Here is a 12,637-nt window from a genome sequence, read left to right on the forward strand (position 1 = left end):
GCACATGAAAGTGCATCATTGCCTTTTTACATAAACATAGATACAATTTTAATATAATACATAACAGAGATGATTAAGGAGTGTTATACTTGGCAGAATTATTACAAGGTAAAAATGCTTTAATTACAGGAGCAGGTAGAGGGATTGGTCGCGCTGTAGCAATCGCATTAGCGAAAGAAGGCGTAAATGTAGGCTTATTAGCTCGTTCAGAAGAAAACTTAAAAGCTGTAGCGAAAGAAGTAGAAGCAGAAGGTGTAAAAGCCGTTATTGCAACTGCTGATGTTTCTTCATACGAAGAAGTAACAACTGCGATTGAAACGTTAAAAAATGGTTTAGGATCTATCGATATTTTAATTAATAACGCTGGTATTTCTAAATTCGGTAAGTTTTTAGAACTAGATGTTGCTGATTGGGAAAAAATCATTCAAGTAAACTTAATGGGTGTATATTATGCAACTCGTGCTGCTTTACCGAGCATGATTGAACAACAATCTGGTGATATCATTAACATTTCATCTACAGCAGGACAAAAAGGTGCACCTGTAACAAGTGCATATAGTGCTTCTAAATTTGGTGTCCTTGGCCTAACAGAATCGTTAGCGATGGAAGTTCGCAAACATAACATTCGTGTAACAGCTTTAACTCCAAGTACAGTAGCGACTGATATGGCTGTAGATTTAGGGTTAACTGATGGAAACCCTGATAAAGTAATGCAAGCAGAAGATATTGCAGAATTTATCGTAGCGCAGCTGAAATTAAATAAACGTACATTTATTAAATCTGCTGGGCTTTGGTCTACTAATCCATAGGAAGTAAATTTAACTTTAAAAGAAGGGATATCTATTCTGTAAGGGGTAGATGTCCCTTCTTTATTTTTTGTATTGGAGACAGAATTTTCGGTATAATTAAAAGTGAATGGTAGAAAGCATTGGGAAATTGAAAGGGATGGTATTTACATGAGTACAATTGAAAAATGGACGGCTGTTGATCAATATATGAGTGATGTATTAATACCGAAAGATTCTACATTAGAAGGGGTTCTTCAAACTAATGTTGCAGCTAATTTGCCAGCACATGATGTATCACCAATGCAAGGGAAGTTTTTACAACTATTAGTACAAATTCAAGGGGCTCGTAATGTTTTAGAAATTGGCACGCTAGGCGGGTATAGCACGATATGGCTTGCTAGAGCATTGTCATCTGGAGGCCGAGTTGTTACATTGGAAGCAAGTGAAAAACATGCTGAAATTGCACGTAGCAATATTGAGCGTGCTAATTTGACTGATAAAATTGAAATACGAACAGGATTAGCGTTAGATTCTTTACAACAAATAGAAAACGAGAAGTATGAACCGTTTGATTTTATTTTTATAGATGCTGATAAACAAAATAACCCTGCTTATTTTGAATGGGCACTAAAACTATTACGACCGGGTACTGTAATTATTGGGGATAACGTAGTACGTGAAGGAGAAGTTATTGACAATACTAGTACCGATCCTCGTGTACAAGGGATACGTCGTTTCTATGAATTAATAGCTGCTGAGCCACGTGTTAGTGCTACAGCGCTTCAAACTGTCGGAAGTAAGGGATACGATGGATTTGTAATGGCAATCGTAAAAGAATGAGGTAAGGAGATAGATAGAATGAAAAAGATGTTTGAAAAATTATAACATGTATCTTGTATAACGAGATTAGCTCGTGGGCCTCCGACATACATAACACTATATTATATATCAAAAAATTGGAGGCTATAAGTAGATGAGAACTGAAAAAGAAATGCTAGACTTAATTATTAATACAGCAAAAGAGGATGGAAGAATTCGAGCAGTTATCATGAATGGATCGCGTGTAAATCCAAATGTGAAAAGAGATTGTTTTCAAGACTATGATATTATGTATGTTGTAAATGATATACAATCTTTTACGTCTAATCATAATTGGGTTCATAGATTTGGAGAAATAATGATAGTACAAATGCCAGAAGAAATGTCGTTAGTTCAACCAGATGAAGATGGGAAGTTTCCGTATTTAATGCAGTTCATGGATGGGAATCGGATTGATTTAACGCTAGTTCCAGTTGAGTTAATAAAAAAGTTCGTTGGACAAGATAGTTTAAGTAAATTACTTCTCGATAAAGATAAGTGTATGGAAGGAGTCCCGCCAGCAAGCGATAAAGATTACTTAATAAAAAAGCCTACAGAAAAAGAGTTTTTGGATTGTTGTAATGAATTTTGGTGGTGTAGTACGAATGTGGCAAAAGGGCTATGGAGAGAAGAGCTTTCTTATGCAAAAGGAATGCTTGAGGGACCAGTGCGAGATATGTTCATCGTAATGCTAGAATGGTATATTGGTATGAAAACAGATTTTACAGTTAATGCAGGGAAGTTTGGAAAGCATTTCGAGCAATATATTGAAAAAGATATGTGGGTGCAATTTAAAAGAACATTTTCTAATGCAGAATATGAAAACATATGGGAGTCATTCTTTGTCATGGGTGATTTATTTAGGGAAGTGGCGAACGAAATCGCTAACACATATGAATATCAATATCCGCAAGATGATGATGATAAAGTGACGAACTATTTAAAACATGTGAAAGCTTTGCCAAAAGATAGTACATCGATTTATTAATAATAGTAAGCAGTAAGACTGTCCTAATTAAGGACAGTCTTATTTTTGTTTATGAATAACAATTTCTCTAACAAAGTGCAGATGAATTACATATGAAAATTTAGGGAGGTTTTTTATCATGTATTATTTTTATTCGCCAGAAATGTTTGATCCATATCAATGGGGACTAGAACGAGATGTTTCGTATGCTTATATGCCATATAACTCATTTTATTATGGAGACTATATAAGCGCATTGCCATACGCATATATCCCTCAAAGCTATGAAGTACAAATGAAAGCAGATGATCGTGGATCGTGGACACCATTTACATGGGTTGAAAAATATGCGTACGCATTTTCAGGACCGTATAATAAAGCGGAAGTAGCTCTTACATTTGATGATGGACCAGATTCAGAATTCACGCCAAAAATATTAGATAAGTTAAAACAACATAATGTAAAAGCTACTTTTTTCTTACTTGGTGAAAACGCAGAAAAATTTCCGAACGTAGTAAAGCGTATTGCAAATGAAGGGCATGTAATTGGTAATCATACGTACAATCATCCGAATTTAGCGAAAGTAAATGACGCTGAGTACCGTAATCAAATTATAAAAACGGAAGAAATATTAAAACGTTTAGCCGGCTATGCTCCTAAATTTATACGTCCACCGTATGGTGAAATACTTGAAAATCAATTGAATTGGGCAACTGAGCAAAATTTTATGATTGTACAGTGGAGTGTTGATACAGTTGATTGGAAAGGTGTAAGTGCCGATACGATTACAAATAATGTGTTAGGGAATTCATTTCCAGGTAGTGTCATACTGCAGCATTCTACTCCAGGTGGGCATTTACAAGGATCTGTTGATGCACTAGACAAAATCATTCCGCAGTTAAAAACGAAAGGGGCACGTTTTGTAACACTTCCAAGTATGTTCCAGACATCGAAAGAAAGAAAGTGAATGTGTTATAAATTGGAAAAATAAGGGGTGTGTCGTATAATGAAAGTGTAAGTTAGGGGGGGGGGATATAATTGATTGATGCACTAGTAAACATAGGAATAAGCATATTGATTGGTATTATTTTTATACTTGCGGCAATTATTCTTCAAAAAAATCCACCGACCGATATTAATGCGGCATATGGTTATCGTACGAAACGATCTATGAAAAATAAGGAATTATGGGATGCGGGTAACAGGTATAGTGCAGAAGTGATGAAGCAAAACGGATTTATCATGATGTTAATTGGAAGTGTTATTAGTATACTGTTTAGATATCCACATACAATAATAGCGATTATAGTGGTTATGCTGTTATTAATCATTCGTTTATTTATACAAGTAGAGAGTAGATTAAAAATACTTGAACAATAATAAAAAATAGGACTCTACGCAATATTATGCTAGGAGTCCTATTTTATTTATAAACTATTATTTTTTAATAATTCTTTTCCTTGCTCTATAACAAATTCATAGTATGCAAGATCATACGGATAAATATCTTCAAATGTTATCGTAATCGATGTATTGTTTAAGACTGAAATAGTCGTTAAAGATGAAATCTCTCCTTTTAATAGTTGTAGAAAAGAAGTTGCATGTACTTTCATCACATCGTCTACTTCTTCACCTGGTGCGAATGGAAGTGGATTGATGACATTGTGAAAATACATATGACAAAATTCACGATCAGTAAGATTTGAAATTTCATAATCTATTTTAAAGATTCCCTTGTATGTTAAATCATTAGTTTGAAAGGAAAGCCCTAATTCTTCCTCAATTTCACGAAGACCACCAATTTGTACATCTTCATCATGCATAATATGTCCAGCTGAAGTAATATCCCATATACATGGAGCTTCTTTTTTATTTTTAGAGCGTAATTGGAAATATAAAAACATATCTTCATTATCTTTTTCTACAAACCAACAATGAAATGTTTCGTGCCAATCACCGTCACGATGCACTTCATCGCGTAATTTCTTCCCAAGTGTATTTCTTTCAGAATCAAATATTGTTAACCACTCTGTCATTTTAATTCCCCTTTCTGCAAATTTTATTATACAATATTCGTATTGAATTTTGGGAAAATAAAGAAAAAGGGGCGATTATAAGTGGAGATAGAGCGTATGGAAATAAAATCGATTATTTCAACAGAGGAAGAGTTACGGAAAATATTGGGGCAACCAAGTGAGCGAGCATTGAAAAAAGTTATTTCATCATTAGACAACCATTGCGTAGATTTTCTTTCTAAATCTCCGTTTCTAGTATTATCCACTGGAAATAAGTTGGGGGAGTGTGACGCCTCACCGCGAGGAGACGCACCTGGATTTGTATACGTACTCAATAATAATAAAATTATCATTCCAGAAAGACCAGGAAATCGTCGTATAGACTCCATTTTGAATATTATTTCAAATCCACGTGTAGGACTAATCTTTTTTATTCCAGGTCTTGGGGAGACACTCAGAATAAATGGCCGAGCGTATATTACAAACGACGAAGAAATTTTGAAAGAAATGCAGGCGAATGGACGCAATCCGTTGCTTGGAATTGTTGTTGAAATAGAAGAGTGTTATATTCATTGTGCAAAAGCGTTTATTCGTTCTAAGATGTGGGATCCAGAATCTTGGTTAAATAAAAAAGAGTTACCATCAGCAGCAAAAATGTTGCTGGAGCATGCGAAAGTGAATACTTCAGAAGAAGATGTTGCACGTTCTTTAGAAGAAAGTTATACAAAAAGATTGTATTGAAAATTTTATTGATATAGTTTTGTAAGGTGGATATGTACGGGTTTTAGAATGGGGAACTTATATATGAACCGTTGATTTATAAACTGGAGAAATAACAAAATAGGTAAATTGAGTGGCGGTTGCATAATGCTATTGTAAAATATAATAAAAAAAATTCTTGAAAATAGTTAGTAAAAATAGGCTTGCTTTTTAAAAAGTTGATAACTATAATAAGTTAACAAATAGACATGAACGAAAAAGTAACGATAAGGACAAGAAATCATTTTTACGGTTTACAGAGAGGGAAGTCTAGGGTGTGAGCTTCCTAACACGAGAAATGATTTTACCACCTTTGAACTTCAATAGTGAACGAGTAATCTATTAATTATTGACGGTATCAGCCGTTATCTGAACTTGAGCAATCTAGGGAGAGATACGTCTAGATTGGAACAAGGGTGGAACCACGAAAACACATTCGTCCCTTTCCTAGGGATGAGTGTGTTTTTTTACGGATTTATAGATTGAAAATTTAAAATAATTAAAAAATAGTATTGATTTTGTTTTTTATGCGAGTATAATGAGTTAACAAATAAACATGAACGAAAAAGTAACGATAAGGACAAGAAATCATTTTTACGGTTTACAGAGAGGGAAGCCAAGGGTGTGAGCTTCCTAACACGAGAAATGATTTTACCACCTTTGAACTTCAATAGTGAACGAGTAATCTAGTAATTATTGACGGTATCAGCCGTTATCTGAACTTGAGCAATCTAGGGAGAAATACGTCTAGATTGGAACAAGGGTGGAACCACGAAAACACATTCGTCCCTTTCCTAGGGATGGGTGTGTTTTTTTTATTACTTTGAAGGGAGGTGCGGTAACATGAAACTATTTATAAGTACGGAAATAACCACCACCTGCATGACAAAAAAGCAGAGTAAGGTGATTTATAGGTGTAACAATTAAACTTTTAGGAGGAGATTAGAAGATGAATAACGTTATAAATGTTGGGGTATTAGGTTTAGGCACGGTCGGAAGTGGTGTTGTTCATATTTTGAAAGAACATTATAAAAAAATCGCCCTTGATACAGGATACGAAGTGAAAGTGAAAACAGTCGTTGTACGTGATTTGGAAAAAGAACGCGATGTTTGTATTGACGGAATTGCAGTCACAAGTCATGCAGATGAAGTTCTAAATGATTCAAATATTGATATTGTAGTAGAGGTAATGGGCGGAATTGAAGAAGCAAAACAGCATATTGTTAAGGCTTTAGAAAATAAAAAACATGTCGTAACAGCAAATAAAGACTTAATGGCTGTATATGGTGCAGAGCTTCTTCAACTGGCAAACGATAATGATTGTGATTTATGTTATGAAGCGAGCGTAGCAGGCGGTATTCCAGTGTTAAGAGGACTAACTGACGGGCTAGCATCAGATCAAATTGAAAAAATAATGGGAATTGTAAATGGTACAACAAATTATATGTTAACAAAAATGAGTCAAAATGGGTGGTCTTATGAAGAGGCTTTACAGGAAGCACAAAAATTAGGTTTTGCAGAATCGGATCCGACAGCAGATGTAGATGGACTAGATGCGGCGAGAAAGGTAGCAATTCTTGCAAACTTAGGTTTTTCGATGAATGTTTCATTAGATGATGTGCAAGTAAGAGGGATTCGAAAGGTCGAAAAAGAAGATTTACAAATGGCTGAAAAGTTAGGATTTACTATGAAGTTAATTGGGAAAGCAGAAAAACAAGGATCAGCCATTCATTTAAGTGTAGAACCGACACTTTTACCAAGTCGTCATCCATTATCGAATGTAAATAATGAATTTAATGCAGTATATGTTCACGGTCAAGCGGTAGGAGAAGTAATGTTTTACGGACCTGGAGCTGGAAAGTTGCCAACTGGTTCTGCTGTAGTAAGTGATATTATTTCCATCGTTAAAAATATGAATCAAGTGCCGAAAAATAAAAGTGCGTTAAAAGAACCAGTTCCTTATGAATTACAAGGTGATGAAGAAGTAGTTTCGAAATATTTCTTGCGTATTTCATTACGAGATGAGCCTGGGATGTTACAAAAAATAACAGAATGTTTCGTTAATTATTCTGTAAGTTTAAAAGAAGTTATTCAATTACCTTTAAACCGTGAACTGGCAGAAGTTGTTGTTGTGACACATCGAACTTCCAAGTATCAATTCGAACGAGTTTTAGGAGCGATAGAAGCTGTCGCAAGTGAAATAAACAGTTACTACATTATTGAGGAGGAAAAACAATATGTATAAAGGACTATTAAAACAATATGCTTCTTATTTACCGGTGAATGAAAACACACCTGATGTCAGTTTAATGGAAGGAAACACACCTCTTATTCCGTTATTAAATATATCAAAGCAATTAGGGATTCAGCTATATGGTAAGTACGAAGGAGCGAATCCGACAGGTTCTTTTAAAGATCGTGGTATGGTGATGGCAGTTGCTAAGGCGAAAGAAGAAGGTTCAGAAGCAATCATTTGTGCATCAACAGGTAATACATCAGCATCAGCTGCAGCATATGCGGCACGTCTTGGGATGAAATGTATAATCGTAATCCCTGAAGGAAAGATTGCGCATGGAAAATTAGCGCAAGCGGTCGCTTATGGAGCTGAAATTATTTCAATAGAAGGGAATTTCGATGATGCACTTAAGGCTGTAAGAAATATTGCTGCAGAAGAGCCGATTACATTAGTAAATTCAGTGAATCCTTATCGAATTGAAGGACAAAAAACAGCAGCATTTGAAATTTGTGACCAATTGCAAAATGCACCAGATGTTCTAGCTATCCCTGTTGGGAACGCAGGGAATATTACAGCATATTGGAAAGGCTTCTGTGAATATGAGAAAGAAAAAGGTTATAAGAAGCCAAGAATTCATGGCTTTGAAGCAGAAGGAGCAGCGGCAATTGTAAAAGGGCATGTAATTGAAGAGCCTGAAACAATTGCAACAGCAATTCGCATTGGTAACCCAGCAAGTTGGTCGTATGCAGTAGAGGCTGCCGAGCAGTCTTGTGGTGAAATAGATATGGTATCAGATGAAGAAATTTTACATGCGTATAGGTTATTGGCAAAAACTGAAGGAGTTTTCGCTGAACCAGGATCAAATGCTTCATTAGCTGGCGTAATTAAACATGTTAAATCTGGAAAAATCAAAAAGGGAGAAACAGTTGTTGCAGTATTAACTGGAAATGGTTTGAAGGATCCTGATATCGCTATTTCTTCAAATCAACTAGACATCGCAAGTTTGTCAAATGATATAGAACAGATTAAAGATCATATTAAAGGGGTGATTATGTCGTGATACCATTAAGTGTTCGTGTCCCTGCTAGTACGGCAAATGTTGGTCCTGGATTTGATTCAGTTGGAATAGCTTTGTCATTGTATTTAGATGTGGTGGTTAAAGAAAAAGCTGATAAATGGCAAGTAATCCATTCCTTTGAAGAATCAATTCCGACAGACGATAAAAATTTAATCGTTAGCACGGCATGTAAAGTCTGTCCTTCTATATCACCCCATATAATAGAAGTTACTAGTAATATCCCATTAACAAGAGGGCTAGGAAGTAGTGCATCAGCGATTGTAGCTGGGATAGAACTTGCGAATCAACTAGGCAAGTTGAACTTAACTGCTGATCAAAAAGTTCAAATTGCTACAAATTTTGAAGGACATCCTGATAATGTTGCTGCTTCTATATTAGGTGGAACTGTAATCGGAGCACTTGATGGAAAGGATATTTCCGTCGTAAGAATTGAGAGCAAGGAGTTAGGGGTAATTTCTCTTATTCCGAATGAAGAATTAAATACAGATGAAAGTCGATCTGTATTACCAAAGATGTTTCCGTTTCATGAGGCAGTTAAAGCTAGTGCGATAAGTAACGTATTAGTAGCTGCATTATGTCAAAAGCGGTGGGAAGTTGTAGGTGAAATGATGGAGAGAGACCATTTTCACGAGCCATATCGTTTAGAACTCGTACCGTTATTACCATCTATTCGTAAATGCGCAAAAGAATTTGGTGCGTACGGTACAGCACTTAGCGGTGCGGGACCATCTATTTTTATATTAACGCCATATGAGAAACGTCAAGAAATCGCTGAGCAATTAGCGAGAGTATTTACAGATATGAAAGTATGTGAGCTTGAAATCGACCATAAAGGTATTATTGTAAATAAGGAAGAGCATATTGAATCGTAAAGAAAGCTGGCATGGCTAGCTTTCTTTACGTTGCAAACCTATTTTAAATTAGGTTTTTTCGGAAAAAAATATAAAACAAATGTTGATTTTGAATAATGTAAGTAAAGAGTGCATTCATTTTGGAGGTGATTAAATGAATAAAGAGTCACCAGAAGAAAAAAGAGAGCGTATGAGACAAAGTGAATTAAAAAGTAATCCTACGGGTTCTTTACATGACGGACTCAATAGAGCGGAAACAGGTAGTCCAGTTGATATAGCAGGCGGTATGAATTGGAAAGGTACAGGGATAATCATTTTAGTACTACTTTTAGGATACATTGTATACACTTATTTTTTCAGTTAAAGAATACTTGTTAAAATTTTGATTTGTTTAGTTTCATAATTGTTGAGAAAAAATGCAGTTACTGTATTACATGTCTTCTAAGCGAATTATAGTTGTTCATATCAACTTTTAATACTCCAAATAGAGCTAGCAAAATGCTAGCTCTATTATTTTTTGCCACATTCCTGTAACAAACCACCTGTATATTCATTGGTGGAGGTGCAGAGGATGAAAAAAATGATAGCGATATGTCTTCTAACAACTATGCCATTTTCGACTTTAGTCGGTTGTGACGTAAAAGGTAGTAATGCTGTACAAGAGTCTAAAATAAAGAAATCGACGTATAAAGATTTTACTTATGATGTAAATCCAGAAACATTCACATTAACTGTAGAACATGAGGGGGTAAAGGAACAGGCATCACAACCCCTACCGAAAATGAAGGTATCGAATGTAAAAAAAGAAAAGGATCGTACATCGTGGGAATATCCAGATCAAAAAGTAAAAATAAAATTAGAAAAGAAAAAAGACCACTTAAACATTGAAGTGGAATCGACTGGTGCAGAAAGCTTTACATGGCCGAAAGTAGAAGCTGAAAATTATACACTTCCGTTATGGGAGGGTAAGCAAATTCCGAGCAATGATGAGAATTGGAAGAAGTTTTTAAAGGATGATGCATATTCATTTGCTGAATCATTTTCTATGAAGTTTTTCGCTTTAAATGGTTCGAAATATTCAATTGTATATATTGCAAACAATATGTTTAATAATGAATTGAAATTTCATTCGGATCCGAAAATAGGATTTGATTTTACACATGAATTTCCGAGCATAAATAAAAATAAAACATATGGATTTCAATTATATGTGACAAATAATGATGCGGTAAGCATTGCTAAACTGTATAAGGATGATATTGTTCGAAAAGGTGAATTTAAAACATTACAAGAAAAGGCTAGAAAAAATAAAGAAATCGAAAAGTTATATGGAGCGGCGCATTTTTATTTTTGGAATCAAAATGGTTTATCAGAAAATAATATAAATTGGCCAAAACTAAGGGAGCAAATAAATAGCCCGCTGTTTAGTCATATAAAAGAACTTATTCAAAAGAATAGTTCAGAGCCTGGGGAACTGAATGTATTAGATCAAGTAAGTAAACAAGATTTCATTGATAAGTATCAAAAAAATGTTATTTTACGTTATATAAACGAAGTATTATCCATGAAGGAATTTTATAAAGAGGATATTTTTCAAAACGTTGATCAGGAAGCTAGTGTGCTATTAAAGAAAGGTGTAGGTCACTTAACGAACACAGAATTGTATAGCTTAAATAAGCATTTATTAAAGTCGCTACTTGGTGATGCGGTTGAAGAGGTAAGTAAATGGGGTAATGCAGATGGAACGGACATACTAAAGGAAATGAAAGAGGTAGGAATAGAAAAAGCGTGGATTGGTCTGCCGAACTGGGAACAAGGATTTATGCAACCTAATTTCGTGACAAAAGCGAAGGAAATGGGGTATTTAGTTGGTCCGTATGATTCATATCATTCCATTCACGAAAAAAGTGATAAAAATTGGAACACAGCATCCTTTAATGACCCATCATTATATGAAGAGGCTACTGTAACGAAGAAAAACGGAGAAAAGGTGCAAGGCTTTTTAGGCAGAGGTCGCAAGTTAAACCCGACTTTATCGCTGCCTAGTGTAAAGGAACGCATGAATGATATATTACAAAATGGTCCTAAATATAATTCATGGTTTATTGATTGTGATGCGACAGGTGAAATTTACGATGACTATTCAGCGAAACATATAACGACACAAGAGCAAGATTTAAAAGCACGTTTAAAACGAATGGACTACATTGCACAAGAAAAGGGTATGGTCGTTGGTTCTGAAGGTGGAAATGATTTTGCTAGTAGTACGATTGCATTTGCACACGGAATTGAAACACCTGTTATTAAATGGGACGATGAAGATATGCGGAAAAATAAAACAAGTCCGTATTATGTCGGTGGATATTGGTCACCCAATCAAAATGTTCCCGAAAAATATGCAAAACAAGTACCATTGAAAGAAGAATATAAACAAGTGTATTTAAACCCAGTATATTCGGTACCATTATATAAATTAGTATACAATGATTCCGTTATTACAACGCACCATTGGGAATGGGGAAGTTTAAAGGTAAAAGATGAAGTGGGAAATCGAATGCTGTCTGAATTATTGTATAATGTTCCTCCGTTGTACCATTTAGATGAAGTAGAGTGGAATAAACATAAAAAAGAAATTACAGAGCATCTAAAAGTTTGGAATGAAGTTCATGAAAAAGCAGTAAAAGAAGAGATGACGAATTTTGCGTATTTGTCAGAAGATAAGCTAGTACAATCTGTTTCTTATGGAAAAAATATTAAAATCATTGTGAACTTCTCAAATGAAGACATGGAAGTAGAAAAAGCGAAAATAAAAGCAAAGTCGGCTTTTATTGATAATCAGGGGAAGAAAAGCATGTATACGCCGTTTGAGAAATAATAACGTGAAATATACTGTATTCATAGAGGTTTTATCATTAGCTGGACTCTTTATTCATATCGTTTATCTGGAAAAAGATATCCTAATTTAAAATGAAAGAGTTAATGAATTTATAAATTTGCATGTTGCGAAGTGCTAAATTTTTGAAATTGGTAAATAGTGACTTGCCAAAAATAAGTACGAGAGTATAATGTGAAATGGAATACATAT

Annotated in this window: 12 protein-coding genes and 2 other annotated features; of the genes, 11 read left to right on the forward strand and 1 reads right to left on the reverse strand. The window is 34.8% G+C overall.

Annotated features, from left to right (window positions below; translation table 11 throughout):
* Positions 1 to 89: 89 nt before the first annotated feature.
* The 5 genes from ATL10_RS03910 (at position 90) to ATL10_RS03930 (ending at position 3,993) form a co-directional block, all read left to right on the forward strand.
* Positions 90 to 809, forward strand: coding sequence for a 3-ketoacyl-ACP reductase (locus ATL10_RS03910; protein WP_000818985.1), 720 nt, complete (start codon positions 90 to 92; stop codon positions 807 to 809).
* A 147-nt stretch (positions 810 to 956) separates the two neighbouring features.
* Positions 957 to 1,628 carry an O-methyltransferase gene (locus tag ATL10_RS03915; RefSeq protein WP_110496480.1) on the forward strand — a complete coding sequence of 224 codons (672 nt, stop codon included), beginning with the start codon at positions 957 to 959 and terminating at the stop codon, positions 1,626 to 1,628.
* 133 nt (positions 1,629 to 1,761) lie between these two features.
* Positions 1,762 to 2,634: an aminoglycoside 6-adenylyltransferase gene (locus ATL10_RS03920; protein ID WP_110496456.1), complete on the forward strand. Its 873-nt coding sequence runs from the start codon at positions 1,762 to 1,764 to the stop codon at positions 2,632 to 2,634.
* Positions 2,635 to 2,752: 118 nt separating this feature from the next.
* Positions 2,753 to 3,580: a peptidoglycan-N-acetylglucosamine deacetylase gene (locus ATL10_RS03925; protein WP_090976235.1), complete on the forward strand. Its 828-nt coding sequence runs from the start codon at positions 2,753 to 2,755 to the stop codon at positions 3,578 to 3,580.
* Positions 3,581 to 3,654: 74 nt separating this feature from the next.
* Positions 3,655 to 3,993, forward strand: coding sequence for an SdpI family protein (locus ATL10_RS03930; RefSeq protein ID WP_025118474.1), 339 nt, complete (start codon positions 3,655 to 3,657; stop codon positions 3,991 to 3,993).
* Positions 3,994 to 4,040: 47 nt separating this feature from the next.
* On the opposite strand, the gene ATL10_RS03935 is transcribed toward ATL10_RS03930, so the two are convergent.
* Positions 4,041 to 4,649 (reverse strand): NUDIX hydrolase, encoded by a 609-nt coding sequence (locus ATL10_RS03935; protein WP_097924379.1) that lies wholly within the window; start codon positions 4,647 to 4,649, stop codon positions 4,041 to 4,043.
* An 81-nt stretch (positions 4,650 to 4,730) separates the two neighbouring features.
* On the opposite strand from ATL10_RS03935, the gene ATL10_RS03940 reads away from it, so the two are divergent.
* The 6 genes from ATL10_RS03940 to ATL10_RS03965 all read left to right on the forward strand — a co-directional run bounded on the left by ATL10_RS03940 (position 4,731) and on the right by ATL10_RS03965 (position 12,427).
* Entirely contained in the window at positions 4,731 to 5,369 is a 639-nt protein-coding gene (locus tag ATL10_RS03940) for a pyridoxamine 5'-phosphate oxidase family protein (RefSeq protein ID WP_061660378.1), read from the forward strand.
* Between the two features lie 233 nt (positions 5,370 to 5,602).
* Positions 5,603 to 5,834, forward strand: a binding site (T-box leader).
* Positions 5,835 to 5,949: 115 nt separating this feature from the next.
* Positions 5,950 to 6,181 (forward strand) — a binding site (T-box leader).
* A gap of 155 nt (positions 6,182 to 6,336) precedes the next feature.
* Entirely contained in the window at positions 6,337 to 7,632 is a 1,296-nt protein-coding gene (locus tag ATL10_RS03945) for a homoserine dehydrogenase (protein WP_001066894.1), read from the forward strand.
* Positions 7,625 to 8,683, forward strand: a complete 1,059-nt coding sequence (gene thrC, locus ATL10_RS03950) for a threonine synthase (protein ID WP_000276434.1) — start codon at positions 7,625 to 7,627, stop codon at positions 8,681 to 8,683. Before ATL10_RS03945 ends, thrC begins: the two co-directional genes overlap by 8 nt.
* The gene (gene thrB, locus ATL10_RS03955; protein ID WP_090976237.1) at positions 8,680 to 9,573 is read left to right on the forward strand and encodes a homoserine kinase; all 894 of its coding nucleotides are present in this window, start codon (positions 8,680 to 8,682) and stop codon (positions 9,571 to 9,573) included. Before thrC ends, thrB begins: the two co-directional genes overlap by 4 nt.
* A 133-nt stretch (positions 9,574 to 9,706) precedes the next feature.
* Positions 9,707 to 9,916 (forward strand): DUF6366 family protein, encoded by a 210-nt coding sequence (locus ATL10_RS03960; protein ID WP_001031479.1) that lies wholly within the window; start codon positions 9,707 to 9,709, stop codon positions 9,914 to 9,916.
* A gap of 207 nt (positions 9,917 to 10,123) precedes the next feature.
* Positions 10,124 to 12,427, forward strand: a complete 2,304-nt coding sequence (locus ATL10_RS03965; RefSeq protein WP_090976239.1) for a glycoside hydrolase — start codon at positions 10,124 to 10,126, stop codon at positions 12,425 to 12,427.
* Positions 12,428 to 12,637: the final 210 nt, after the last annotated feature.

The organism is Bacillus sp. 196mf (assembly GCF_003217275.1).
GTDB classification, from domain to species: Bacteria; Bacillota; Bacilli; order Bacillales; family Bacillaceae_G; genus Bacillus_A; species Bacillus_A thuringiensis_S.